Source organism: Streptomyces sp. NPDC012825 (assembly GCF_042900925.1).
In the GTDB taxonomy this organism is placed as follows: Bacteria; Actinomycetota; Actinomycetes; order Streptomycetales; family Streptomycetaceae; genus Streptomyces.
The window spans coordinates 370,090-393,577 of sequence record NZ_JBIBBZ010000003.1; the positions used below are offsets into that span (position 1 = coordinate 370,090).

Here is a 23,488-nt window from a genome sequence, read left to right on the forward strand (position 1 = left end):
CCGCCGTCCACACGACCACCCGGGGCGCGGACAACCCCGAGGAAGGCCTGCCTCGCCATGCTCCTGCTGCTGTCGCACTCCGACACCGACCTGCTCAGCGCCCGCGCGGCCGGCGGCCCGGTGGAGTACCGGTTCGCCAACCCCGCCCGGCTCCCGCTCGCCGGGGACACCTCCCGGGCCGAAGGCTCCGGGGGGCTCCCCGCCCTCCTCGACGGCGCCGACCTCGTCGTCGTCCGGCTCCTCGGCGGCCTCCGCTCCTGGCAGGACGGGATCGACGCGATCCGCGCCGCCGGGAAGCCGGTCGTCGTGCTCAGCGGCGAACAGGCGCCCGACGCGCAGCTGATGGAGGCGTCCACCGTGCCCGTCGGCGTCGCCACCGAGGCGCACGCCTACCTGGCGCACGGCGGCCCCGCCAACCTGGAACAGCTCGCCCGCTTCCTCTCCGACACCGTCCTGCTCACCGGCCACGGCTTCGAGGCCCCGGCCGCCGCCCCCACCTGGGGCCCGCTGGAGCGGACCGCGCGCAATGAGAACGGCCCGACGATCGCCGTGCTCTACTACCGCGCCCACCACATGAGCGGCAACACCGCCTTCGTCGGCGTCCTGTGCGACGCGATCGAGGACGCCGGCGCGCGGGCCCTCCCGCTGTACGTGACCTCCCTGCGTGCTCCCGAGCCGGAGCTGCTCGACACCCTCCGCACCGCCGACGCCATCGTCACCACCGTCCTCGCGGCGGGCGGCACCAAGCCGGCCGAGGCGCAGGCCGGCGGCGACGAGGAGGCCTGGGACGCGGGCGCGCTCGCCGCGCTCGACGTGCCGATCCTCCAGGCCCTGTGCCTGACCGGCTCCCGCGCGGCCTGGGAGGAGAACGACGAGGGCCTCTCCCCGCTGGACGCCGCCGGTCAGGTCGCCGTCCCCGAGTTCGACGGGCGCCTGATCACCGTCCCGTTCTCCTTCAAGGAGATCGACGAGGACGGCCTGCCCGCGTACGTGGCGGACGCCGAGCGCGCGGCCCGCGTCGCCGGGATCGCCGTGCGCCACGCCCGCCTCCGGCACATCCCGAACGCCGAGAAGAAGCTGGCGCTGGTCCTCTCCGCGTACCCCACCAAGCACTCCCGCATCGGCAACGCCGTCGGTCTCGACACCCCCGCCTCCGCCGTCTCCCTGCTGCGCCGGCTGATCGAGGAGGGGTACGACTTCGGGCCCGCCGAGGAACTGCCCGGCCTGGTCTCGGGCGACGGCGACGAGCTGATCTACGCCCTCATCGAGGCCGGCGGCCACGACCAGGACTGGCTGACCGAGGAGCAGTTGGCCAGGAATCCGGTCCGCATCCCGGCCGCCGACTACAAGCGCTGGTACGCCACCCTCCCCGAGGAGCTGCGCACCGAGGTCGAGGAGCACTGGGGCCCGGCGCCCGGCGAGATGTTCCTGGACCGGTCGCGCAACCCGGAGGGCGACATCGTGCTCGCCGCCCTGCGGCGCGGGAACCTCCTGGTCCTCATCCAGCCGCCGCGCGGCTTCGGCGAGAACCCGATCGCGATCTACCACGACCCGGACCTGCCGCCGTCCCACCACTACCTGGCCGCCTACCGCTGGATCGCGGCCCGCGCCGAGGACGGCGGCTTCGGCGCCGACGCCATGGTGCACCTGGGCAAGCACGGCAACCTGGAGTGGCTGCCCGGCAAGAACGCCGGCCTGTCCGCCGCCTGCGGCCCGGACGCGGCCCTCGGCGACCTTCCGCTGGTCTACCCGTTCCTGGTCAACGACCCGGGCGAGGGCACCCAGGCCAAGCGGCGCGTGCACGCGACCCTGGTCGACCACCTGGTGCCGCCGATGGCCCGCGCCGACTCGTACGGCGACATCGCGCGCCTGGAGCAGCTCCTCGACGAGTACGCGCAGATCTCGTCCATGGACCCGGCGAAGCTGCCCGCGATCCGCGCGCAGATCTGGACCCTGATCCAGGCGGCCAAGCTCGACCACGACCTCGGTCTGGAGGAGCGCCCGGAGGACGACGGCTTCGACGACTTCCTGCTGCACGTCGACGGCTGGCTGTGCGAGGTCAAGGACGCCCAGATCCGCGACGGCCTGCACGTCCTCGGCGGCGCCCCGGCCGGCGAGGCCCGGGTCAACCTGGTCCTCTCCATCCTGCGCGCCCGCCAGATCTGGGGCGGCACCCAGGCGCTGCCCGGACTGCGCGAGGCCCTCGGCCTGGACGAGTCGGCCGCGACCCGCACCACCGCCGACGAGGCGGAGGCGAAGGCGCGCGAGCTGGTGGAGGCGATGGAGGCGGCCGACTGGGCGGTGGAGGCGGTCGAGTCGGTCGCGGCCGAACACGGCCCCGACGTCCGGGCCGTCCTGCGCTTCGCCGCCGAGCAGGTCGTGCCGCGCCTGGCCGCCACCACCGACGAGCTGACGCACGCCGTGCACGCCCTGAACGGCGGCTTCGTCCCGGCGGGCCCGTCCGGCTCCCCGCTCCGGGGCCTGGTCAACGTCCTGCCGACCGGCCGCAACTTCTACTCGGTCGACCCGAAGGCCGTCCCCTCCCGCCTCGCCTGGGAGACCGGCCAGGCCCTCGCGGACTCGCTCCTGGAGCGCTACCGCACCGACAACGGCGACTGGCCGACCTCCGTGGGCCTGTCCCTGTGGGGCACGAGCGCGATGCGCACCGCCGGCGACGACGTCGCCGAGGCGCTCGCGCTGCTCGGCGTCCGCCCGCTGTGGGACGAGGCCTCGCGCCGCGTGAACGGCCTGGAGCCGATCCCGCTCGCCGAGCTGGGCCGCCCGCGCGTCGACGTCACCCTGCGCATCTCGGGCTTCTTCCGCGACGCGTTCCCGCACGTCATCGGCCTGCTGGACGACGCCGTACGGCTCGTGGCCGGTCTGGAGGACGAGTCCGCCTCGGACAACTACGTACGGGCGCACGCGCAGGCCGACCTTGCCGAGCACGGCGACGAGCGGCGCGCCACCACCCGCATCTTCGGCTCGCGGCCGGGGACGTACGGCGCGGGCATCCTCCAGCTGATCGACTCCCGCGACTGGCGCACGGACGCCGACCTCGCCGAGGTGTACACGGTGTGGGGCGGCTACGCGTACGGGCGCGGGCTCGAAGGGCGCCCGGCGCGGGCCGAGATGGAGACCGCGTACAAGCGGATCGCGGTGGCCGCGAAGAACACGGACACGCGCGAGCACGACATCGCGGACTCGGACGACTACTTCCAGTACCACGGCGGCATGGTGGCGACCGTGCGCGCGCTCAGGGGCACGGCCCCCGAGGCGTACATCGGCGACTCGACCCGCCCCGAGACCGTCCGCACCCGCACCCTCGTCGAGGAGACCTCCCGGGTCTTCCGGGCCCGCGTGGTCAACCCGCGCTGGATCGAGGCGATGCGCCGCCACGGCTACAAGGGCGCGTTCGAGCTGGCGGCGACCGTCGACTACCTCTTCGGGTACGACGCCACGACGGGCGTGGTCGCCGACTGGATGTACGACAAGCTGACGCAGGAGTACGTCCTCGACCCGGAGAACCAGGCCTTCCTGAAGGAGGCCAACCCCTGGGCCCTGCACGGCATCGCGGAGCGCCTCCTGGAGGCCGAGTCCCGCGGCATGTGGGAGAAGCCGGACCCGGAGACGCTGGCCGCGCTGCGGCAGGTGTTCCTGGAGACGGAGGGGGACCTGGAGAGCGCCGCGGACTCCTCCGACGACTAGGCCGTCAGGGCGGCCTCCGGGGCCAGTGCGAGCACGCGGCCCCGGAAGCCCTCCCGCAGTCGCCGGTCGTGGCTGACGACGACCAGCGTGCCCCGGTACGCGGCGAGGGCGGCCTCGATCTCCTCCACCAGGCCCGGGGCCAGGTGGTTGGTGGGCTCGTCGAGGAGGAGCAGGTCGGCGGGCGAGGTCACCAGCCGGGCCAGTTCCAGCTTGCGGCGCTGCCCGACGGACAGGTGCCGGACGGGGGTCGCCAGGTCGCGGGCGGAGAAGAGGCCGAGGGCGAGGAGTTCGTCCGTACGGTCCGGATCGAGGTCCGCCCCGAGGGCCTCGCCCACCGTACGGGGGTCGGTGGGCGGGGCCGTCTCCTGGCGGAGCAGCCCGACCCGGGCGGGTGCGCTCACGACGCCGCCGTCCGGGGCGAGTTCGCCCGCGAGGACCTTCAGGAGGGTGGACTTCCCGGCGCCGTTCGGGCCGGTGACCAGGAGCCGTTCGCCCGCGTCGAGGTGGAGGGCGTCCAGCCGGAGCCGCCCCTCCACCCGCACGTCCACGAGGTCCACGGGCGCGCCCTCGCCCGCGAGGTCCGCGCGGAACCGGAGGGGTTCCGGGGGCGCGGGCACGGGGTGGGCGGTGAGCCGGGCGAGCCGCTCGCGGGCGGCCCGGATGCGGCTCATGGCGCCGTGCGCCCGAGACCGGGCCCGGAAGGCGCCGGCCCCGCTGAACGCGGCCGGGGCCTTGCGGGGGATCGCGGAGAACCGGTCGATGTGGGTGTCCGCGAGGGCCTTGTACCGGGCGAGTTCGTTCCTCCACTCCTCGTACTCCCTTGCTCTGCGCGCCCGTTCGGCCGCCCGCCCGGCCAGGTAGCCGCCGTAGCCGTTGCCGTAGCGGCGCAGGGTGTGGCGGTCCTCGTCCACCTCCAGGACCGCGGTGGCGACCCGGTCGAGGAAGACGCGGTCGTGGGAGACGGCGACGACCGTGCCCCGGTGGGCGCGCAGCCGCTCCTCCAGCCAGGCCACGGCCTCGTCGTCCAGGTCGTTGGTGGGCTCGTCGAGCAGCAGCAGTTCGGGGTCGGCGGCGAGCACGGCGGCGAGGGCGAGCCGGGAGCGCTGCCCGCCGGAGAGCGTCCCGAGGGCCCGGTCGCGGTCGAGCGGCCGGTGCTCCCCGAGCCTCCGCAGGGTCGTCTCCACCCGCCGGTCGGCCCCGGCGCCGCCCCGGGCCTCGTGGGCGGCGAGCAGCCGGGCGTACCCGTCGAGGTCGCCGGTCGCGGCGAGATCCGCCTCGGCGGCCCGGACGGCCCGCTCCAGCTCCCGCACCTCGGCGAGCGCGTGGTCGACGGCGTCCCCGACGGTGGCGTCCGGGGGCAGGTCCAGGGTCTGGGCGAGGTGCCCGAGGCCGCCGGGGGCGTCGACGGCGACGTCACCGTTGTCGGGGGCCTCCAGACCGGCGAGGAGCCGGAGGAGGGTGGACTTCCCGGAGCCGTTGTCCCCGACGACGCCGAGGCGCTCCCCGGCACGGACGGAGAGGGAGACGCGGTCGAGCACGGTGCGGAACCGGGCGCCGGGCGCGTCGTAGCGCTTGGTGACGTCGGCGAGTTGGGCACGGAACAAGGGCGTTCTCCTGTACGCGGACGACACGAGCGAAGCTAAACGAGACGTCTCGTCTCGCTCCGTTCCCTCGACCGTACGGCACGGGAGGGCTTCCCGCAAGACGTTCCGTCTCGCCGAGTCGCCGGCGCGGTCAGGCGGAGGTCACGCGCAGGATCAGGGCGGCCGCCGCGACCAGGGCGAGGACCACCACCGCCCCTATCTCGTAGTCCTTCACGCGCAGGTGGGTGACGAGGGCGCCGATGAAGTAGAGGACCACGCCGACCGCCGCCGCCACGCCGAGCGCGGGCACGGCCAGGCCCGCGAGCAGACCGACCGCGCCCGCGGCCTTCGCGGCCGCGAGCCAGGGGAACCACGACTCCGGGACGCCGAGGCCGGTCATGATGCCGGCCACCCGCGGGTTGCGCGTGAGGGTCGCGAAGGCGGAGGCGAGGAGTCCGAGGGCGAGCAGAACGGCGACGACGGCATAGCTGATGAACATGGAGCTGCCCCAATGGTCGGCTTTCCAGAACCATTGAACTGTATCAACGATTTATTCGGCTCCACAATAGGGCCGCTGCTACGGTGGACGACATGGCAGCAGCCCCCCCGAACGACCGTCTCGGCTTCCTCCTCTCCTTCCGCGGGGAGCTCACCAGCGCGCGCATCCGCGCCGCCCTGGGCGTCGCCGGGCTGCACCCGAGGAGCGTGATGGCGCTGATGCAGCTCGCCCCCGGGGCCATGAGCCAGCGGGAGCTGGCCGCCGCCATGGAGGTCGACCCCAGCCAACTGGTCGCCGTCCTGAACGAGTTGGAGGACGGCGGCCTCGCGGAGCGCCGCCGCGATCCGGCCGACCGGCGCCGGCACATCGTGGAGATCACGGAGGCGGGCGGGGCCGCCCTGGAGCGGGTCGACGCGGCGGTGAGCGTGGCGGAGCAGGAGCTCTTCGGGGACCTGACCGACACCGAACAGGCCCTGCTGCGCAGCCTGCTGGACCGCGTCGTGGTCGATCCGTCCGGTCACGGCTGCGGGGCCGAGTAGACCCGGGAGCCTCTTCCGGCAGCTCCCCGGGGGCCTCTTCCGCCGGTTCCCGGGCCCTTCCGTCAGCTCCTCAGGGACTTCTTCCACCGGTTCCCGGAGCCTTTCCGGCAGCTCTCCGGATCCCTCTTCCGCCGGTTCCCGGAGCCCTTCCGTCAGCCCCCGTGCACGCGGCCGTCCCGGTCCTTCGCGGGTGAGGGCGAGGCCGCCGCCCTCACCGCCGCCACCGCGGCGACGCGCGGCGAGGCCATTGAGGTGCCGGAGAGCTTCCCGTACCCCGAGGTGTCCTTCGGGGCCGCCCGGAGTCGCCCGAGGCTGCCCGGGGCCGTCCGAGACCCTCCGCAAAGCTCATTGTTCTAGTAGAGTGCGAACAAGGGAGGTTTTCATGAACCGTGCAACACCTCGTCTCCGCGTGCTCGCCGCGCTCCCCTTCGTCCTCGCGCTCGGGGCGCACCTGCTGGTGCTCGCCCTCTGGTACGACCGGCTCCCCGACCCCCTCGCCACCCACTTCGGCCCCGAGGGCGGAGGCCGCGCCGACGGCTTCACCGGCCGCGCCGCCTACGCGTTCGTCGGCACGGCCCTGCTCCTCGCCGCCGCCGTCGGCTGGAACCTCTTCGTCCGCCGCACCGCCCTGTGGGGCGCGTGGGCCACGGCCGGCTTCACCGGGACGCTGCTCGTCCTGATCCCGCGGGACAACCTGGACGCCGCCGACGCGGCCGAGGTCGTCTCCCCCCTCGCCAACCTCGCCGTCGCGGCCGCCGGCGCCGCCGTCCTCGCCCTCGCGGGCCTGGCCCTCAGCCGGACCGTCCCCGAGCCGGAGACGCCCCCCGGCCCCGGCGCCCCGGACGGCCCCCGGCTCCCGCTCGGCCCCGGCGAGGTCGCCGGCTGGTCCCGCGCCACCGGCTCCCGGCCCTTCACCGTCCTCGCGGTGCTCGCCCTCGCCGCCGTCCCCGTCACCCTGCTCCTGGCCCCGTGGCCCGAGGCCTGGCTCGCCCTCCTCGGCCTGGCCGTCGGGGTGCCGGGCCTCGCCCTCGCCCGCGTCCGGGTCACCGTCGACCGGCGCGGCCTCACCGTCCGGCCCGCCCTCGTCCCCCGGCCCCGCGTCCACGTCCCGCTCGACGAGGTCACGGCCGCCACCGTCCGCGACGTCGACCCCGTCGCGGAGTTCGGCGGCTGGGGCTACCGGGTGTGGCCGGGGCGCACGGGCGTCGTCCTGCGCTCCGGCGAGGCCCTCGTCGTACGCCGCGACAGCGGGCGCGAGTTCGCGGTCACCGTGTCCGACGCGCACACCGCGGCCGCCCTCCTCAACACCCTCGTCGAGCGGCGTGGGAGGCTCTGACCGTGCTCTTCCGCGTCGACCCCGCCTCGGCCGTCCCCCTCGGCGACCAGATCGCCGCCTGCGTCCGGGGGGCGCTGGCCGACGGCTCGGCCGCCCCCGGCGAACGCCTCCCGGCCGCCCGGGAACTCGCCGACTCCCTCGGCGTCAACGTCCACACCGTCCTCCGCGGCTACCAGCGGCTCCGCGAGGAGGGCCTGATCGAACTCCGCCGGGGCCGGGGCGCCGTCGTCGTCCCCGGCGCCACCGCCCCCGACCGCGCCCGCCTGGTCTCCCGGCTCCGCGAGGCGGCGGCGGAGGCCCGCGGACTGGGCCTCTCGGAGGAGGAGTTCCTGGACCTGGCGCGGACGAGCCTGGGGTAGGAGGTCAGGCGAGTTCGCGCACCGGCGCCCCCGCCAGGAACGCCTCGACGTCCTCGACCGCCTGCCCGAAATACCGCCCGTAGTTCCCCTCCGTCACGTACCCGAGGTGGGGGAGGGCCAGGACGTTGGGCAGGGTCCGCAGCGGATCGCCGGCGGGCAGCGGCTCCGTGTCGTAGACGTCGAGGCCCGCCCCCGTGATCCACCCCTCGCGCAGCGCCCGCAGCAGCGCCCCGCCGTCGACCAGACCGGCCCGCGAGGTGTTCACGAGGTACGCGGACGGGCGCATCGCCCGCAGTTCGGGCTCCCCGACCAGGCCCCGGGTGCGGTCGGAGAGCACCAGGTGCAGGGAGACGAAGTCGCCCTCGGCCATCAGCCCCCGCAGGTCCTTCGCGCACCGCACCCCGTGCCCGGCCGCCCGCTCCTCCGTCAGGTGCGGGCTCCAGGCGACGACGTCCATGCCGAAGGCGAGGCCGATCCGGGCCACCCCGGCGCCGATCTTGCCGAGGCCGACGAGCCCCAGGGTCCGGCCGGCCAGGTCGGTGCCGACGGTGGACTGCCAGGGCCCGCCCTCCCGCACCGCCCGCGCCTCGGCCGGCACGTGCCGGGCGAGTCCGAGCAGGAGCGCCCAGGTCAGCTCGGTCGGCGGCGTGGAACTGCTCTCCGTGCCGCAGACGGTGACGCCCCGGGCGCGGGCGGCGGCGACGTCGATCGAGGCGTTGCGCATGCCGGAGGTGATCAGGAGCCGCAGCCGGGGCAGCCGGTCGAGGAGCGCCGCGTCGACCGGCGTCCGCTCCCGCATGACGACGAGAATCTCGCAGTCCCCGACGGCGGCGACGAGCGCGTCCCGGTCGCCGAGGTGCTCGCGCAGCACGCGCACCTCCACGCGGTCGGCGAGCGGGCCCCAGTCGGCGGAGGAGAGGGCGACGCCCTGGTAGTCGTCGAGCACGGCACAGCGCAGCTTCATGGGGGCATGATCGCGTACGCGTCGGGCCGGGGGGAACGGAAACCGGAGGAACGGCGAGCGGGGAGTCCCCGCCGGATCAGGACCCGGACGGCGGGGGCTCCGTCCGCCCGGCCGACTCCTCCGCGGCCCGCCGGTACTCCGCGTTGATGCGCTGCGCCTCCTCCAGCTGGTCCTCCAGGATGACGATGCGGCAGGCCGCCTCGACCGGGGTGCCCTGGTCGACCAGTTCCCGGGCGCGGGCCGCGATCCGCAGCTGGTAGCGGGAGTAGCGGCGGTGGCCGCCCTCGGAGCGGAGCGGGGTGATCAGACGGGCCTCGCCGAGGGCGCGGAGGAAGCCCGGGGTCGTGCCGAGCATCTCGGCGGCCCGCCCCATGGTGTAGGCCGGGTAGTCGTCGTCGTCGAGTCGGCCGCCGAGCGGACTGTCCGCTGTCATCTGCACCTCTTCTGGGGGACGCTTCGGGGCCCGGGCGCCGTACGGCACCCGGGCCCCGGAGGAAATTCAACCACCGGAGGGCGCGCCGCCTAGAATCGGCTCTCATGTCGAAGCCTGACGAACTGCTGATTGACATTGCCGCCACGGTGGAGTCCGGGCAGAGCAATCAGATGTCCCTGACCGTGGTCGCGGGGGGCGTGGTCATCACCGGGCGCCTGGCCCCCGAGGCCCTCTGGAGAGAGCGGGTGTCGGAGGTCCTGACGGACTCCGCCCGGCTCGGCGAGTTCTCCAGGGTCTTCGCGCCCGCCGAACGGAAGGAAGACCCGCCGACGCACCTCCACTTCCACCTGGCCCGGATCCTCCAGGGCACGGTGGGCATCCCCGAGACCGGCGGGATGTACCGCGTCGCGATCGCCGACGTCAGCGCGTGGACGGTGGGCGACTTCAGGTACTCCGACCACTGAGCCGTCGGCGGACGGACGCGACGAGGGCCCTGCCGGCACGTGCCGGCAGGGCCCTCGTCGTTCCCGGGGCGCCCGGGAGGGATCAGACGGTTCCGGCGGTCGTCGCCGCGGGGAACGTGCCGCAGGTGAAACCGAGGCGGGTCATGGCCCGTACGACCTCGTGGGCGCTGAAGTCGCGCCGGTCCTGGCGGGTGATGACCTCGCCGACCTGCTTCGCGGGGTACTGGCGGCGGCCGATGGTGACGAACTCGCCGGTGCCCGGCTCGGGCTTGACGCCCTTCATCGAGTCCAGCACGCCGTTCTTCGTCAGGTCGAAGGGGAAACGGGCGATGACACAGCGCATGATGCCTCTCGGGGTGTGACGGGGAGTACGGGGTGGAGGGCGGCTCAGAGCGCGACGGCGCCGACGACGTCCCGGAGCCGGAGCCGGTCCGTGTACGAGGAGGCTGCGCGGGCGGCGGTGAGCTGGGCCCGGGTGACCAGGCCGGTGGGCCGTTCGTCGCCGTCGTGGACGAGCAGCCGCCCGGTCCGGTCGGCGGCCATGACGGACAGGGCCACCTCGACGGTCATGTGGTCGGAGGCCTGCGTCGCGGCCTCGTCGGCAGAGGTGCTGCGGAGCGGTGCCAGGGGGTGCCTCCTGCGGGGGACGGGACGGGGGGACGCCGTACGGGGACCGCCGTACGGGAAGCGCGACCGGTCCGGGCGCACCGGGCGTCCGGGCGCACCGGGCACCCAGGGCGTTTCACGGCGGTCGCGCGCGGAAGCGCTACGCGGAGGCGGGGACGGCGGGACCGCGGTCGGTCCGGCGGGGGCGGCGGTCCCGGCGGGAGCGGGCGGGCGCGCCGTCGCGGCGCCGTTCGGTCGCGGGGGCCGTGATGACGACGGGGACGCCGGACGGGGTCCGGGCGCCGGTGATGCGGCGCAGCTCGTCCCCGCCGGAGCGCACCTCGGTGACACGGGGCCGGATGCCCGCGTCCGCCATGAGGCGGACCATGCCCCGGCGCTGACCCGGGGTCACCAGGGTGACGACGCTGCCGGACTCGCCCGCGCGGGCGGTGCGGCCGCCGCGGTGCAGGTAGTCCTTGTGGTCGGCGGGCGGATCGACGTTGACGACGAGGTCGAGGCGGTCGACGTGGATGCCGCGGGCGGCGACGTTCGTGGCGACGAGCACGGAGACGTGCCCGGTCTTGAACCGCTCCAGGGTGCGGGTGCGCTGCGCCTGCGACTTCCCGCCGTGCAGCGCGGCGGCCCGTACGCCGCTGAGGAGCAGGTCGCGGGTCAGCCGGTCGACGTCGTGCTTGGTGTCGAGGAACATGATCACGCGCCCGTCGCGGGCGGCGATCTCCGTCGTGGTGGCCTGCTTGTCGGAGCCGTGGACGTGCAGCACGTGGTGCTCCATCGTCGTGACCGCGCCGGCGGACGGGTCGACCGAGTGGACGACGGGGTCGGTCAGGTAGCGGCGTACGAGCAGGTCGACGTTGCGGTCCAGGGTGGCGGAGAACAGCATCCGCTGGCCCTCCGGCCGCACCTGGTCGAGGAGCGCGGTGACCTGCGGCATGAAGCCCATGTCGGCCATCTGGTCGGCCTCGTCGAGGACGGTGGTCCCCACGTGGTCGAGCAGGCAGGCGCCGCGGTCGATGAGGTCCTTGAGCCGGCCGGGGGTCGCGACGACGATCTCGGCGCCGGAGCGGAGGGCGTGCGTCTGGCGGCCGATCGACACCCCGCCGACGACGGTGGTCGTCCGGAGCCGGAGCGAACGGGCGTACGGGGTGAGGGCGTCGGCCACCTGCTGGGCCAGCTCGCGGGTGGGCACGAGGACCAGGGCGAGGGGCCGCCGGGACTCGGCGCGCTTCCCGGCGGTCCGGGCGAGCAGCGCCAGGCCGAAGGCCAGGGTCTTGCCGGAGCCGGTCCGGCCGCGGCCCAGGGCGTCGCGGCCCGCGAGGGTGTTCGGCAGGGTCGCGGCCTGGATGGGGAACGGCACGGTCATGCCCTCGGCGGTGAGGGCGGCGAGCAGCGGGGCGGGCAGGTCGAGCGCGGCGAACGTCTCGACGGCCGGCAGCGCGGGGGTGACCGTCCGGGGGAGCGTGAACTCGGCCGGCGGGCCCGCGGGCGCCCGGCCCCCGCCCCGGGGACGGGTGCGGCCGGAGGGCTGCGAGCGGGCGGAACGGGCGGAATGCGCGTGCGTACGTGTGCGGTTCATGGCGAACCTTCCTCGATGCGGCGCGTATCAAGGAATTTCCGCGGCGGAAACGCAGCACGGACAATTGCGAGACAAGCCGGACCGAAATTGGGGGGTCCTTCTGTGCAAAGAGCTGGGGCCCGCACCCCAAGGTGCGGGCCCCAGCTCGTGCCGCGCGCGGCGCTTCGTGCGAAGCGCCGCGCGTCAGTGACAGCGTCAGGCGGAGACGATGTTCTCCGCGGTCGGGCCCTTCTGGCCCTGCGCGATGTCGAAGTTCACCTTCTGGCCTTCCTGGAGCTCACGGAAGCCCTGCGAGGCGATGTTCGAGTAGTGGGCGAACACGTCGGGGCCGCCACCGTCCTGCTCGATGAAGCCGAAGCCCTTTTCCGCGTTGAACCACTTGACGGTACCGGAAGCCATGTCTTTTCTCCTTCGGGGCAGTGCCCGGAACCCACACCGTGCGGATTCCGTGTCGCCGCGATGATCGCCCCAGCCGGAAAAGACCGGCAATTCTCATGACCGTTGATGCTCATGCCTCGGGAACCACAACTGCAACTGATTCGACAGTAGCACGGTGGTTGCCTGAACGCGGTGTGAGTAATTCTTTCCGCGTGGTCCGGTGAGGAATTCTCACGGCGCGTTCTGCTGAATTCTCACTTCGCGGGCACAGGTTTTTTCCACCGGCCCGTCACTCCTTCGCCCCGGAGACCACGAGGAACGGCGGGTGGTCGGCCTCCGCCGGGCGGCTGCCCAGGAGGGCCGAGTGCCGGGGGAGTACGGGCTCGTGGACGTCCAGGTCGGTGAAGCCGGCCTTGCCCAGGACGTCGAGGTAGGTCCGGCACGGCCAGTGGTGGTCGGTCAGCTCCAGCGGGGCGGCGCCGCCGGGCCGTTCGAGGAGGGTCCGCCGCCGCTCGCCCTTGGTGTAGACGCGGCCCGGGTCGCCGGTGCGGAACGTGGAGAAGCGGATGCCGGTGCTGCGCGGGTTGGCGTCGAGCACGGCGTACCGGCCGCCGGGGCGCAGGACGCGGTGGACCTCGGCGGCGATGTCGTGCAGGCCCTCGACCTCCCCGACGGCGACGTAGACGAAGCAGGACATGGCGGCGTCCACGGAGCCGTCGTCGAGGAACGCGAGCCGGCCGTCCTCGATCAGCCGGTGGTCGACCCTCGGGTGCGGGTGCCGCTCGCGGGCGACGGCCAGCATGCGCGGGGAGACGTCGGCGGCCACGACGCGCGCGCCGGAGGCCTCGGCGGCCCGGGCGGCGACCCTGCCGGGCCCGCAGCCGTGGTCCAGGACCGTGCGGACGGCGGAGGAGCCGATGCCGAGGGCGTGGAAGACGGCCGGGTAGCCGATGAGGCGCTCGGGGAGGTCGTCGTAGGAGTCGTAGCCCTCGGCGTCGTCGCCGCTGTCGGCTTCCTTCCATGCGGTGCTGCTGCTCATGCGGGGTCGCCTTTCGGCCGTCGGCTGACAGGGGGAGCGTCGTCGGTGATCCACTTCTCCCGGAACGTACTGCTTGTCCCGTGGTGCCGGTATCCGCCCGGTCGGTCGTGTCGTCTTTCTCCGGAGGAGGCGTTCCCGCAGGTCGGACCGGGTACGGCGAGGCCGCAGGGGGGTACGGGAGGTCACGGGGACCATGCCGTCACCCACCCAACGGGTGAACCCCCGTCCGCCCCTCCCGTACGGAACCGCAGGTCAGCGGGGGTGGAGCCGTCAAGGCGACGCGGCGCGGGGCCCCGGGGACGCTCCCCTCACCCGCCCGGGCCAACGGCCTCCCCGCCGCCGGGCGCCGCCCCCGGCGCCGTGGGTTGATGGGAGGCACCGGGCCGCCCGCAGCGGGCGCGCCGCCGAACCGCCGAGCCGCCGTCGGGCCGCCGCGCCGATGAGTCGTCGCGCCGGCGGGCCGGCGTCCTGTCGAGTGAAGGGGAAGCCGTGGCGCTCCACGAGATGAAGGCCCCGACGAGGGCTGACGCGAGGACGGACGTGTTCGCCTCGCCGCTCAGCGAGCGGGTCCTGCCGAAGTACCGCATGCCCGAGGAGCCCTCCCTGCCCGAGGCCGTCTACGCGATGCTCCACAACGAGCTGCTGCTCGACGGCAACGCGGCGCAGAACCTGGCGACGTTCTGCACGACCTGGTCGGACGACGAGGTCCGCCGGCTGATGGACGAGTGCCTCGACAAGAACATGATCGACAAGGACGAGTACCCGCAGACCGCCGAGATCGAGGCGCGGTGCGTGAACATCCTGGCCGATCTGTGGAACGCCCCGGAGGTCCCGGGCCGCGGGGCCATGGGCTGCTCCACCACCGGCTCCAGCGAGGCCGCCATGCTGGGCGGACTGGCCCTGAAGTGGCGGTGGCGGGAGCGGCGCAGGGCCGAGGACAAGCCCGTCGACCGGCCCAACATCGTCGCCGGGCCCGTACAGATCTGCTGGGACAAGTTCGCCCGCTACTTCGACGTCGAGCTGCGCCAGGTCCCCCTGGAGGACGGCGCGACCGGCCTGCGGCCGCACCAGCTGCGCGAGTACGTCGACGAGAACACGATCGGCGTCGTCGCGATCCTCGGCGTCACCTTCACCTGCGACTACGAGCCGGTCGCGGAGATCGCCGCCGAGCTGGACCGGATCCAGGAGGAGACGGGGCTCGACGTCCCGATCCACGTCGACGCCGCCAGCGGCGGCTTCGTCGCCCCCTTCCTCCACCAGGACCTCGTCTGGGACTTCCGCCTCGAACGGGTCTCGTCCATCAACGCCTCGGGGCACAAGTACGGCCTCGCGCCCCTCGGCGTGGGCTGGGCGGTCTGGCGCACCGCCGACCTGCTGCCGAAGGACCTGGTGTTCGACGTGAACTACCTCGGCGGCGACCTGCCGACCTTCGCCCTGAACTTCTCCCGGCCCGGCGGCGAGATCGTCGCCCAGTACTACAACTTCCTGCGCCTGGGGCGGGCCGGCTACCGGCGGGTCCAGGGGGTGTGCGCGGAGACGGCCCGGTACCTGGCCGGGCAGGTGGCGGAGATGGGCCCCTTCACCCTGCTCTACGACGGGCAGGGGGCGCTGCCGGCCGTCTCGTACACCCTCACCGACCCGGCGGGCGCGGGCTTCAGCCTGTACGACCTCTCCGACCAGCTCCGGATGCGCGGCTGGCAGGTCCCCTCGTACCCGCTGCCCGCGAACCGGCAGGAGACCGTGATCCAGCGGGTCCTGATCCGGCACGGGGTGGGCCGGGACGAGGCCGACCTCCTCGCCCGGGACATGCGGCACTCCCTGGAGCGCCTCACGCGGGGCAAGCCGGCGGACACGGAGCGCGCGGGCTTCCACCACTGACCCGGGTCACGGAACCGGTCAGGACCGGAGAAGCGCCGTCCGGGCGGGCGGAGTTAGCGTGACGCACATGGACCTCACCATCCACACCACCGCCCTCCCGCACGACGACCCGGACGCCGCCGTGGCCTTCTACCGCGACGCCCTCGGCTTCGAGATCCGCAGCGACGTCGGGCAGGGGAGGATGCGCTGGATCACGGTCGGCCCGGCCGGACAGCCCGGCACGTCGATCCTGCTCGCACCGCCCGCCACCGACCCCGGCGTCACCGAGGACGAGCGGCGCGTCGTCACCGAGATGATGGCCAAGGGCACGTACGGCTGGATCCTCCTCGCCTCCCGCGACCTCGACACCGTCTTCGCGAAGGTCCGGGCCGCCGGCGCCGAGGTCGTCCAGGAACCGACGGAACAGCCGTACGGCATCCGCGACTGCGCCTTCCGCGACCCGGCGGGCAACCTGATCCGCATCCAGGAACTCCGCTGACCCGCCGCGCCGGAAGGAGGGATCCGCCATGTGCCACCCCGCGTGGGCCCGCGCCCGCACCGAGGCGCAGCGCCGCCGGAAGGACCTGACCGGGGAGGGGGGAGGGGACGCGACGGCTGCCGGGGCTGCCGAGACCGGAGAGACCGGGAAGACCGGGGAGGCGGACCCGGCCCTCACCGGGCGAATGCCCGCACTCGTCACGCGGACGGCGGGCTGACCGCCCGCCCGCCTGTCCACCCACTCACCCACTCACCCATTCACCCGTCCGCCCGTCCGTCCGGCCCGGACCGCGGGAGTACGGCCCGCGCGGCGGATCCGTCCGGAGGGCGGCGCCCTGTCGGTCTTCCCCCTCCAGGACTGCCGGGCTCCGGCGATGATCCGCCGGACGCCGGATGGCAGGGTCGGTCTGGAGCGGGGCCGGAGTCGGGGGCCGGTCCCGGAGCAGGTGACACCGCGCCGGGACCACCCGGCGGGGAGCGGGGAGGGCTCGGGGCATGGGCGAGGGTCAGGAGCGGCGCGTTCCGCGCGCGGAGCTGTCGGGCGCGGTCGGGACGGCGCTCGTCGCGGCGGCGGCGGTCGCCGGCCTCGGGGCGGTGACCGGTCTGCCGGTGCGGGCGGTCGCGGCGGGGGCCCTGATCACGGCCGGGTTCGCCGGCCGGGCCGGGGCGCCGGCGGGTCGTCGGCGCGGCATCCGCCACGAGGCCCTGGACCCCGGGGAGACGGTGATCGGCACCTACACGGTCCGGCCCCCGTACACCGCGCACACCCCGCCCGCGGCGCACGAGGGTCCGCAGCACCAACTCCTGACGACGACCCGCGGCCTGCAACTCTGGTAGCGTTCCGCCCTCCTGTGGCGGTACCCGTGGCCGGAGGTGCGCGTGATCGCCGAGGGCCCGCGGCTGCGCGTCCACCGCGGGGGGAACGAGGCCGGGACGATGCTGCTGGAGCAGCCGGGCGCGGCGCTGGAGATCCGCCGCGTCGCCGCGCGCCACGGGGCCGTGTGACGGCGGCGGCGCCGGTCGAGCGGTCGGCCGGTCACAGGTGCGCTCGGGCGCAAGTCCCGAAGCCGTACAACCATCTGGCCGGTCGGGGGTCTCAGCCGGTGAGGCGCACGGTGCGCCTGATGTTCTCGGGAGGAATGCCCGTGCTTCTGGCTCGTCCGACACGCCGACGGCTCGCCGGCGCCGTCACCACCGTCCTCGCCGTCACGCTCGGGGCGACCGTGCTGACCGCTCCCGCGCACGCAGCCCCGGTCGCGGGCGGGGTGCTCGCGGCGCCGGCGACGACGACCGCGGACCCGATCGCGTACCCCAAGGGCAGCAGACTCGTAGGGGCCGGCGTGACCGGCTTCCTGACGACCTCCAACACCAACGTCACGACCTTCCGGCGCTACTCGGACGGCACCGGGCAGGGATACACCGGCGCCGTGTACCTGCGGTCGACGCCGACGACCGACTTCCTGGTCTTCAGGGGTGCGTACCAGATCACCCAGCGGAACCTGGCGACGAACGGCATCCTGGAGATCCCCATCGGCTCCCTGGCGGGCGCCGACGCGAGGTGGGCGGGCGCGGCGGGAGACGCCGTCTTCACGACCGTCGCGACCGAGGCGGGCACGGTGCTCCGCAAGCACGTCGACGAGGCCCCCACCCTGAAGGTCACCGGCCTGCCCGCCGACGCGGCCTCCGTCATGGTCACCCCCGCCACCCCGGCCCACGCCACGGTCACCTTCACGCAGAACGGGTCGGGCCGGCAGGGCCTCCTCGACCTCGCCGGCGGCGTCCTCACCCTCGACGCCCCCGGGATCCACTCGCAGGCGGTCTCCGCGACCCACACCGCCTGGTCCGCCGCCACGGCGACGGACAAGGGCCCCCGGGTCTTCGTCGCGGACCGGACCACCGGCGCCGTGCGGGAGGCCCCGGTGCCCCCGGTGCCGTCGTTCGGCGGCCTCCAGGTCGGCCTGGTCGGCGACTGGGTGCTGTACGGGCACAAGGGCGGCATGGGCTTCGTCCAGCCGAGCGTCCACCACGCCGTCACCGCCCACAACGTCACCACCGGGGCGACGGTCAAGGTGCTCGACCACGCCTACGAGTTCACGTCCGCCCCCGACGGCAGCCTGTACGCGCGCGGCGGCCTCGTCGGGCAGGGCGAGGGCATGTACCGGATCGCGGCCACGGGCGGCGACACCCTGAAGGCCGAGCTGGTCGCGGCGACCGGCGAGCCCACCGAGGTCGTCGTCACGGGCTCCACCGTGCCCCCGGAGGTCCTCGACCTCGACCGGGCCGACGGGTTCACCTTCAGGTGGACGCTGTCCCGCGCGGTGCGGAACCCGGAGCTCACCGTCCGCCACGTGCGGACCGGGAAGACCCACACCCTGACCTGGCCGCTGACGTCCGACGCACCGGCGTTCGCCTGGGTCGACAGCAACCGGGACGAACACGTCCCCAACGGCGGATACACCTGGGAGCTGACCGCCGAGCCGGACAACGGCATCGGCCCGGCCGTCACCGCCAAGGGCACGTTCGAGGTCGTCCGCAAGACGCAGCCGCACGACTTCAACGACAACGGCAGCCCCGACCTGCTCGGCCGGGACTCCGCCGGCCGCCTGTGGCGCACCGACCTCTTCGACCGTCCGATCGACGAGCGGCGCGGCATCAACGAGGCCGGGGCCAAGACCTACCTCGGTTCGGGCTGGGGCGTCTACGACCGGCTGGAGGCCGCCGGAGACCTCGGCGGTACGCCGGTCGGCGACCTCCTGGCCCGCGACAAGTCCGGCGTGCTCTGGCTGTACCAGGGCACGGGCGCCGGGAACTTCGCCACCCGGATCCAGGTCGGCGGCGGCTGGCAGGCCTACGACGAGATCACGGCCGGCAGCGACCTGACCGGCGACGGCCGCGCGGACGCGCTCGCCACCGACACGTCCGGCGGACTCTGGCTCCACCCCGGCACCGGCAGCGCCACGAAGCCGTTCCTCCCCCGCAAGAGGATCGGCACCGGCTGGGGGGTCCACAACGACATCACGGCCGTCGGCGACATCGCGGGCGGCACCGCCGGCGATCTCGTCGCCCGCGACAAGGACGGCGTCCTCTGGCTCTACCTGGGCAAGGGCGACGGCACGTTCGCACCCCGCACGAGGATCGGCGGCGGCTGGAACGCGTTCCGCCCGCTGATCGCCGCCGGTGACGCGAACGGCGACGGCCGCCCCGACCTCATGGGCCTCGGCACGTCCTACTGGATGCCGAAGCTGTACGAGGGCACCGGCGACTGGAAGGCCCCGTTCCGGCCGGGTGAGGACATGTACCTGGACCAGGTCACCGCGAACACGTCGGACTTCGTGTTCTGACCCGCGGAGTGAGGAGGGGAGGCCGCCGGGACACCCGGCGGCCTCCCCTTTCCTTGTCCGGAGACGGCCTACGCCCCCGCGACCAGCATCGTGCCCATCGCCAGCATGGTCGTGGCGACCAGGCCGTCCAGGACCCGCCACGCCCTGGGGCGGGACAGGACGCCGGACAGCAGGCGGGCGCCGAAGCCGAGGGCGAAGAACCAGCCCAGGCTGGCCAGGGCCGCGCCCGCGCCGAAGGCCCAGCGCAGATCACCGCGGTCGGAGGCGAGCGAGCCCACCAGGAGGACGGTGTCCAGGTACACGTGCGGGTTCAGCCACGTCATGGCCAGACAGGTCAGGACCGCTCGGCGGGCGGACCCCGCGTCCGGACCGCCGCCGGCCGTGAGCGAGGCCGCGGGATCGGGCCGCAGCACCCGCCGGGCGGCCAGGAGCCCGTAGCAGAGCAGGAACGCCCCGCCCGCGAGACCGACAACGGTCAGCGCCGCGGGCCAGGCCGTGACGACCGTGCCCACCCCGGCGACGCCGAGCGCGATCAGCACCGCGTCCGAGACGGCGCAGATGGCGACGACGGCGAGGACGGCGTGGCGGCGGACGCCCTGACGCAGGACGAAGGCGTTCTGGGCCCCGATGGCCACGATGAGGGAGAGGCCCGTGCCGAATCCGGCGAGTACGGCGGCGATGCTGCTGGTCATGCCTCCGACCGTACGAACCGCCCGGGGGTGGGTAAAGCTAAGGATTCTTACGTACCCTTAGCCGTGCTTATGGAAGAGCTTCCCCTGGACCAGGTCAGGACCCTGCTGGCGGTGGTCGACGAGGGCACCTTCGACGCCGCGGCGGCCGTCCTGCACGTGACCCCCTCCGCCGTCAGCCAGCGCGTCAAGGCCCTGGAGCAGCGCACCGGCCGGGTCCTGCTGATGCGTACCAAGCCGGTACGGGCCACCGAGTCGGGCGAGGTGGTGGTCCGGTTCGCCCGGCAGCTGGCCCGGCTGGAGCGGGACGCCCGCGTCGAACTGGGACTGGCGGCGGAACAGGGCCCCGAGCGGGTCCCGGTGGCGGTCAACGCGGACTCCCTCGCGACCTGGTTCCTGACCGCGCTCACCCGGGTGCCGCGGGAGCCCCCGGTCTGCTTCGAGCTCCACCGGGAGGACGAGGCCCACACCACCGCCCTGCTGCGGGAGGGGCAGGTGATGGCGGCCGTCACCTCGTCGCCGCACCCGGTGGCCGGCTGCACCGTGCGTCTGCTGGGGCTGGCCCGCTACCTGGCGGTGGCCACCCCGGAGTTCGCGACCCGACACCTGACCGGCTCCCTGGCCGAGGACCTGGCGGAGGCCCCCACGGTGGTGTTCGACCGGCGCGACGAACTCCAGGACGCCTTCGTACGGTCCCTGACCCGGGGCCGGTCGGGGGCCGGGCGGATCCGGCACATGGTGCCGGCCTCGGACGGGTTCCGGGACGCGGTGGTCGCGGGCCTCGGCTGGGGCCTGGTGCCCGAACCGCAGGCCGTGCCGCTCCTGCGGGCCGGCCGACTGGTGGAGCTCGCCCCCGGCCGGCCCCTGGACGTCCCGCTGTACTGGCAGCAGTGGAAGCTGGACTCACCGGCCCTGTCCTCGGTCGCCGAGGCGGTCGCGGCGGTCGCCGCCGAGGCACTGCTGCCCCGGGGCGGGCGAGCGGCACCGGGACTGCCGGGCTTGGCGTGAGGGGCGTACGGGTGAGAGCGTGATGAACCCCGCAGACCCCCTCACCCCACCGGGAGAACCCGTGACCGACAGCAAGAACATCAACAACCCCGTGGGCCAGGGCGGCGGCCAGCGCAAGAAGCTGTCCCGCGCCGAACGGCAGAACAACGGCCCCCACCGCAACCTCGACCGCCGGGGCGCCGCCGAACAGAAGGCGGAACTGGTGCGCAAGATGCGCGAGAAGACCCGCGCGACCGAGGACACCGACCGGACGGACGACGACACCCCGCAGAGCTGACACACCACCCCCACCGGCACGCTGCGGCACGGCCTTCCGGCCCCGGTGGCGCGACTCGTCCGTCTCGAGGATCACGAGTGCGTACGTCACGGGTTTCCCCTCGGGCCGCCGTGCGGGCGGCCACCGCTGACGAAGCGAGAAGGGGCGAGCAGTCTGCTCAGGTGGCGCTGTCCGCCGGGGCGATGCGGGCGAGTGCGCCGATCCCCAGCGCGGTCCACAGCGCGCCGTCGGGGCCGAAGGCGATGACGGTCGACCCGCTGTCGGGGGCGAGGCGGTGGGCCGTCGGCTCCTGGCCGGGGACGATGCGCCCGATCCGGCCGCTGTGGACGAGGGTGAACCACAGGGCGCCGTCCGGTCCCGTGGTGAGGGCGTAGGGTCCCGCCGCACTGTCGGCCACCGGATGTTCTTCGACGATCACGGGGGTCACTCGGGTCGCAGGGGCTTCTCCAGGGCGTGGTCGGCTGCGATGCGGGCGATGTCGGCCGGTGTTCCGGCCATGATGGTGCGGGCGTGCTCGGTGACGAGGCCGGGGGGCCGGTCCCACCAGGCGGCGCGTCGCAACCGGTCGATGCCGGCGTCGTCGAAGCGCTGCCGGATCGGTCGGGCCGGGTTGCCACCGACGATCGCGTACGGCGGGACGTCGGCGGTGACCACGGCGCCGGCCGCGACGATGGCGCCGTCGCCGATCCGTACGCCGGGCATGACGGTCGCCCCGTAGCCGAACCAGACGTCGTTGCCGACGACCGTGTCGCCGCGGCTGGGCATGGCGGTGACGATGTCCAGGGTCTCCTCGGCCCACCGGCCGCCGAACATCGTGAACGGGTAGGTGGACACTCCCGTCGTCGGATGCTCGGCGCCGGCCATCAGGAAACGGGTCCCCGTGGCGAGCGCGCAGTACCTGCCGATGACCAGGCGCTCGGGTCCGTACGCGTACAGGACGTTGCGGCGCTCGAACTCCGTGGCGCCGTCGGGATCGTCGTAGTACGTGTACTCGCCCACGGTGATGTTCGGCGAGGTGATCAGGGGCTTGAGGAACACCACCCGGTCGTGCGCGGGCAGGGGGTGGAGGGTGGTCGGATCGGGTGACAAAGTGCTGCTCCTCGGGAGGGGCGTGACGGGGCTGCGGCGGAAGGCGACCGGGGACCGGCTCCGGTCCGGACCGAGCTGTCGGCGGACGCCTCGAGATCGGGTTCGGCGAAGTACTGCGGCGCCACGGGGTGTTCCGCGGGCCGTGCGCTCCGCGGCGCGGAACCCCACCGAACCGCGAGGCCGTGGAGGCTGATTCCTTCGGCGCCGACGTTGCCCGCGGTGATCACATGGGACACAGGCAGCGGCCGGGGACCGCACTCCCCGAGGGGGTGCGGTCCTTCGAGGGACGCGGTTACGAGGTCCAGCCGCCGTACGGCACGGTGATGAGTTCCATGGCGTGACCCGCCGGGTCCATGAAGTACACGCCGCGGCCACCGTCGTTGTGATTGACCGTGCCGGGCTGCTTCCGTTGGGGGTCGGCGTAGTGCTCGATGCCGCGCTGTCCTATCTGCGCGTACGCCGCTTCGAACTCCTCCTCGGAGATCAGGAAGGCGTAGTGCTGGGGGGTGATGCTGTCCGCGGGGACGGTGGCGAAGTCCAGCGTGACGCCGTTACCCAGACCGACCGCGATGAAAGGACCCCACTCGGCGGTGATCTCAAGCTGGAGAAGGTCCGCGAAGAACTCGGCGGACTCCCGGTTGTCCCGGGCGTGAACGATCGTGTGATTCAACTCGACTGACAAGGAATGCCTCCGAAGGCATGTCCCGACACCTCCATGTCTCACCCAGCCGGTGACCGACACGCGATGTTGCCGTGGACCGTATCTTCATCTACTCAGCGGATCAAGAGCAGTTGATGTGGGCCGCGGCTGTACCGGCGGAGGCGAGGAGGCGCTGACTCCTGCCCTCGTAGTGGCGGTGCGAGTGACGGCATCCGACTGGCCGGGCTGCCGGACCGTGGGCCAGGTCGACCCGGACACCGGCGGAATCCACTGCCATGCGTTGCCCGAAGCGGCCACGAAGAATGCCGAGCGGCGCGAAGTGCTCGTAGTCGGCGTCGCGTGAGTCCGGCAACGCGTGGATGTGGCTGATGCGTCCCAGGTCCAGCGTGAGTCGAAATATGACTCCGACGGTCCAGTCGCCGTGGCGCAATGCGGTGCGTCCCGCCCCCTCGGAGCGAGAGGTCCGGACAACGACGAAGCCCCAGGCCACTGACCTGGGGCTTCGTCTCCAAGAGCGGATGACGGGAATCGAACCCGCGCCATAAGCTTGGGAATCACCGCCGCCCAGC

The 23,488-nt window shown here is 73.9% G+C and carries 26 protein-coding genes and 1 pseudogene; 13 read left to right on the forward strand and 14 right to left on the reverse strand.

The features are described from left to right. Positions 1–57 precede the first annotated feature (57 nt). Positions 58–3,705, forward strand: coding sequence for a cobaltochelatase subunit CobN (gene cobN / locus ACFY7E_RS10250; protein WP_389482840.1), 3,648 nt, complete (start codon positions 58–60; stop codon positions 3,703–3,705). Here the strand turns inward: cobN and abc-f are convergent. Together abc-f and ACFY7E_RS10260 are read right to left on the reverse strand one after the other, a co-directional pair. After that, positions 3,702–5,309, reverse strand: coding sequence for a ribosomal protection-like ABC-F family protein (gene abc-f / locus ACFY7E_RS10255; protein WP_389482843.1), 1,608 nt, complete (start codon positions 5,307–5,309; stop codon positions 3,702–3,704). The two genes, cobN and abc-f, sit on opposite strands and share 4 nt — an antisense overlap. Positions 5,310–5,439: 130 nt before the next feature. Continuing rightward, positions 5,440–5,787, reverse strand: a complete 348-nt coding sequence (locus ACFY7E_RS10260) for a DoxX family protein (protein ID WP_389482845.1) — start codon at positions 5,785–5,787, stop codon at positions 5,440–5,442. 92 nt (positions 5,788–5,879) lie between these two features. Here ACFY7E_RS10260 and ACFY7E_RS10265 point away from each other — a divergent pair, with 92 nt between their 5' ends. After that, positions 5,880–6,326 carry a MarR family winged helix-turn-helix transcriptional regulator gene (locus ACFY7E_RS10265; protein ID WP_389482847.1) on the forward strand — a complete coding sequence of 149 codons (447 nt, stop codon included), beginning with the start codon at positions 5,880–5,882 and terminating at the stop codon, positions 6,324–6,326. Between the two features lie 152 nt (positions 6,327–6,478). On the opposite strand, the pseudogene ACFY7E_RS10270 reads toward ACFY7E_RS10265, so the two are convergent. Beyond that, a pseudogene (locus ACFY7E_RS10270) lies at positions 6,479–6,598 on the reverse strand (S8 family serine peptidase); the annotation flags it as partial. A 110-nt stretch (positions 6,599–6,708) separates the two neighbouring features. On the opposite strand from ACFY7E_RS10270, the gene ACFY7E_RS10275 reads away from it, so the two are divergent. Both ACFY7E_RS10275 and ACFY7E_RS10280 read left to right on the forward strand, forming a co-directional pair. Further along, positions 6,709–7,662 (forward strand): hypothetical protein, encoded by a 954-nt coding sequence (locus ACFY7E_RS10275; protein WP_389482849.1) that lies wholly within the window; start codon positions 6,709–6,711, stop codon positions 7,660–7,662. 2 nt (positions 7,663–7,664) lie between these two features. After that, a complete protein-coding gene (locus ACFY7E_RS10280; RefSeq protein WP_383443439.1) occupies positions 7,665–8,021 on the forward strand; it encodes a GntR family transcriptional regulator in 357 nt (118 codons plus the stop codon). A 4-nt stretch (positions 8,022–8,025) separates the two neighbouring features. Here ACFY7E_RS10280 and ACFY7E_RS10285 read toward each other — a convergent pair whose 3' ends face one another. Beyond that, a complete protein-coding gene (locus ACFY7E_RS10285) occupies positions 8,026–8,985 on the reverse strand; it encodes a D-2-hydroxyacid dehydrogenase family protein (protein ID WP_389482852.1) in 960 nt (319 codons plus the stop codon). Between the two features lie 76 nt (positions 8,986–9,061). Then, entirely contained in the window at positions 9,062–9,418 is a 357-nt protein-coding gene (locus ACFY7E_RS10290) for a MerR family transcriptional regulator (RefSeq protein ID WP_383443436.1), read from the reverse strand. 104 nt (positions 9,419–9,522) lie between these two features. Between ACFY7E_RS10290 and ACFY7E_RS10295 the strand changes: the two genes are divergently transcribed. Further along, the gene (locus tag ACFY7E_RS10295; protein WP_383443433.1) at positions 9,523–9,882 is read left to right on the forward strand and encodes a hypothetical protein; all 360 of its coding nucleotides are present in this window, start codon (positions 9,523–9,525) and stop codon (positions 9,880–9,882) included. Positions 9,883–9,964: 82 nt separating this feature from the next. On the opposite strand, the gene ACFY7E_RS10300 is transcribed toward ACFY7E_RS10295, so the two are convergent. The 5 genes from ACFY7E_RS10300 to ACFY7E_RS10320 all read right to left on the reverse strand — a co-directional run bounded on the left by ACFY7E_RS10300 (position 9,965) and on the right by ACFY7E_RS10320 (position 13,499). Further along, on the reverse strand, positions 9,965–10,225 hold the full coding sequence (locus tag ACFY7E_RS10300; protein ID WP_389482854.1) for an SCO5918 family protein: 261 nt from the start codon (positions 10,223–10,225) through the stop codon (positions 9,965–9,967). 44 nt (positions 10,226–10,269) lie between these two features. Further along, the gene (locus tag ACFY7E_RS10305) at positions 10,270–10,452 is read right to left on the reverse strand and encodes a hypothetical protein (protein ID WP_389482856.1); all 183 of its coding nucleotides are present in this window, start codon (positions 10,450–10,452) and stop codon (positions 10,270–10,272) included. Positions 10,453–10,648: 196 nt separating this feature from the next. Then, a complete protein-coding gene (locus ACFY7E_RS10310; protein ID WP_389482858.1) occupies positions 10,649–12,082 on the reverse strand; it encodes a DEAD/DEAH box helicase in 1,434 nt (477 codons plus the stop codon). A 195-nt stretch (positions 12,083–12,277) separates the two neighbouring features. Continuing rightward, the gene (locus tag ACFY7E_RS10315; RefSeq protein WP_030206327.1) at positions 12,278–12,481 is read right to left on the reverse strand and encodes a cold-shock protein; all 204 of its coding nucleotides are present in this window, start codon (positions 12,479–12,481) and stop codon (positions 12,278–12,280) included. A 268-nt stretch (positions 12,482–12,749) separates the two neighbouring features. Next, positions 12,750–13,499, reverse strand: a complete 750-nt coding sequence (locus ACFY7E_RS10320) for a class I SAM-dependent methyltransferase (RefSeq protein ID WP_389482860.1) — start codon at positions 13,497–13,499, stop codon at positions 12,750–12,752. Positions 13,500–13,988: 489 nt separating this feature from the next. Between ACFY7E_RS10320 and ACFY7E_RS10325 the strand changes: the two genes are divergently transcribed. From ACFY7E_RS10325 to ACFY7E_RS10350, 6 genes are all read left to right on the forward strand, one after another. Then, on the forward strand, positions 13,989–15,377 hold the full coding sequence (locus ACFY7E_RS10325) for a glutamate decarboxylase (protein WP_389482862.1): 1,389 nt from the start codon (positions 13,989–13,991) through the stop codon (positions 15,375–15,377). Positions 15,378–15,444: 67 nt separating this feature from the next. Beyond that, the gene (locus tag ACFY7E_RS10330; protein ID WP_389482864.1) at positions 15,445–15,855 is read left to right on the forward strand and encodes a VOC family protein; all 411 of its coding nucleotides are present in this window, start codon (positions 15,445–15,447) and stop codon (positions 15,853–15,855) included. A gap of 28 nt (positions 15,856–15,883) precedes the next feature. Then, positions 15,884–16,072, forward strand: a complete 189-nt coding sequence (locus ACFY7E_RS10335; protein ID WP_389482866.1) for a hypothetical protein — start codon at positions 15,884–15,886, stop codon at positions 16,070–16,072. 277 nt (positions 16,073–16,349) lie between these two features. Then, positions 16,350–16,691 carry a hypothetical protein gene (locus tag ACFY7E_RS10340; protein WP_389482868.1) on the forward strand — a complete coding sequence of 114 codons (342 nt, stop codon included), beginning with the start codon at positions 16,350–16,352 and terminating at the stop codon, positions 16,689–16,691. 42 nt (positions 16,692–16,733) lie between these two features. Beyond that, positions 16,734–16,859: a hypothetical protein gene (locus ACFY7E_RS10345; protein WP_389482870.1), complete on the forward strand. Its 126-nt coding sequence runs from the start codon at positions 16,734–16,736 to the stop codon at positions 16,857–16,859. Positions 16,860–16,993: 134 nt separating this feature from the next. Further along, on the forward strand, positions 16,994–19,195 hold the full coding sequence (locus tag ACFY7E_RS10350; protein WP_389482872.1) for an FG-GAP repeat domain-containing protein: 2,202 nt from the start codon (positions 16,994–16,996) through the stop codon (positions 19,193–19,195). 68 nt (positions 19,196–19,263) lie between these two features. Here ACFY7E_RS10350 and ACFY7E_RS10355 read toward each other — a convergent pair whose 3' ends face one another. Further along, positions 19,264–19,887, reverse strand: a complete 624-nt coding sequence (locus tag ACFY7E_RS10355; protein WP_389482874.1) for a LysE/ArgO family amino acid transporter — start codon at positions 19,885–19,887, stop codon at positions 19,264–19,266. A 69-nt stretch (positions 19,888–19,956) separates the two neighbouring features. Between ACFY7E_RS10355 and ACFY7E_RS10360 the strand changes: the two genes are divergently transcribed. Both ACFY7E_RS10360 and ACFY7E_RS10365 read left to right on the forward strand, forming a co-directional pair. Next, positions 19,957–20,892 (forward strand): LysR family transcriptional regulator ArgP, encoded by a 936-nt coding sequence (locus tag ACFY7E_RS10360; RefSeq protein ID WP_389482877.1) that lies wholly within the window; start codon positions 19,957–19,959, stop codon positions 20,890–20,892. Between the two features lie 61 nt (positions 20,893–20,953). Next, positions 20,954–21,169 carry a DUF6243 family protein gene (locus ACFY7E_RS10365; RefSeq protein ID WP_383438581.1) on the forward strand — a complete coding sequence of 72 codons (216 nt, stop codon included), beginning with the start codon at positions 20,954–20,956 and terminating at the stop codon, positions 21,167–21,169. A 157-nt stretch (positions 21,170–21,326) separates the two neighbouring features. Here ACFY7E_RS10365 and ACFY7E_RS10370 read toward each other — a convergent pair whose 3' ends face one another. The 3 genes from ACFY7E_RS10370 to ACFY7E_RS10380 form a co-directional block, all read right to left on the reverse strand. After that, positions 21,327–21,566 (reverse strand): hypothetical protein, encoded by a 240-nt coding sequence (locus ACFY7E_RS10370; RefSeq protein ID WP_389482880.1) that lies wholly within the window; start codon positions 21,564–21,566, stop codon positions 21,327–21,329. A 26-nt stretch (positions 21,567–21,592) separates the two neighbouring features. Next, entirely contained in the window at positions 21,593–22,258 is a 666-nt protein-coding gene (locus ACFY7E_RS10375; RefSeq protein ID WP_389482882.1) for a CatB-related O-acetyltransferase, read from the reverse strand. A 292-nt stretch (positions 22,259–22,550) separates the two neighbouring features. Further along, the gene (locus ACFY7E_RS10380; RefSeq protein ID WP_389482884.1) at positions 22,551–22,940 is read right to left on the reverse strand and encodes a VOC family protein; all 390 of its coding nucleotides are present in this window, start codon (positions 22,938–22,940) and stop codon (positions 22,551–22,553) included. Between the last annotated feature and the right edge of the window lie 548 nt (positions 22,941–23,488).

Coding starts and splice junctions, on each gene's coding strand:
- cobN (WP_389482840.1), top strand. CDS start 58: ATGCTCCTGCTGCTGTCGCACTCCGACACCGACCTGCTCAGCGCCCGC.
- ACFY7E_RS10260 (WP_389482845.1), bottom strand. CDS start 5,787: ATGTTCATCAGCTATGCCGTCGTCGCCGTTCTGCTCGCCCTCGGACTC.
- ACFY7E_RS10265 (WP_389482847.1), top strand. CDS start 5,880: ATGGCAGCAGCCCCCCCGAACGACCGTCTCGGCTTCCTCCTCTCCTTC.
- ACFY7E_RS10275 (WP_389482849.1), top strand. CDS start 6,709: ATGAACCGTGCAACACCTCGTCTCCGCGTGCTCGCCGCGCTCCCCTTC.
- ACFY7E_RS10285 (WP_389482852.1), bottom strand. CDS start 8,985: ATGAAGCTGCGCTGTGCCGTGCTCGACGACTACCAGGGCGTCGCCCTC.
- ACFY7E_RS10290 (WP_383443436.1), bottom strand. CDS start 9,418: ATGACAGCGGACAGTCCGCTCGGCGGCCGACTCGACGACGACGACTAC.
- ACFY7E_RS10295 (WP_383443433.1), top strand. CDS start 9,523: ATGTCGAAGCCTGACGAACTGCTGATTGACATTGCCGCCACGGTGGAG.
- ACFY7E_RS10300 (WP_389482854.1), bottom strand. CDS start 10,225: ATGCGCTGTGTCATCGCCCGTTTCCCCTTCGACCTGACGAAGAACGGC.
- ACFY7E_RS10305 (WP_389482856.1), bottom strand. CDS start 10,452: ATGACCGTCGAGGTGGCCCTGTCCGTCATGGCCGCCGACCGGACCGGG.
- ACFY7E_RS10310 (WP_389482858.1), bottom strand. CDS start 12,082: ATGAACCGCACACGTACGCACGCGCATTCCGCCCGTTCCGCCCGCTCG.
- ACFY7E_RS10315 (WP_030206327.1), bottom strand. CDS start 12,481: ATGGCTTCCGGTACCGTCAAGTGGTTCAACGCGGAAAAGGGCTTCGGC.
- ACFY7E_RS10320 (WP_389482860.1), bottom strand. CDS start 13,499: ATGAGCAGCAGCACCGCATGGAAGGAAGCCGACAGCGGCGACGACGCC.
- ACFY7E_RS10330 (WP_389482864.1), top strand. CDS start 15,445: ATGGACCTCACCATCCACACCACCGCCCTCCCGCACGACGACCCGGAC.
- ACFY7E_RS10335 (WP_389482866.1), top strand. CDS start 15,884: ATGTGCCACCCCGCGTGGGCCCGCGCCCGCACCGAGGCGCAGCGCCGC.
- ACFY7E_RS10340 (WP_389482868.1), top strand. CDS start 16,350: ATGGGCGAGGGTCAGGAGCGGCGCGTTCCGCGCGCGGAGCTGTCGGGC.
- ACFY7E_RS10350 (WP_389482872.1), top strand. CDS start 16,994: ATGCCCGTGCTTCTGGCTCGTCCGACACGCCGACGGCTCGCCGGCGCC.
- ACFY7E_RS10355 (WP_389482874.1), bottom strand. CDS start 19,887: ATGACCAGCAGCATCGCCGCCGTACTCGCCGGATTCGGCACGGGCCTC.
- ACFY7E_RS10360 (WP_389482877.1), top strand. CDS start 19,957: ATGGAAGAGCTTCCCCTGGACCAGGTCAGGACCCTGCTGGCGGTGGTC.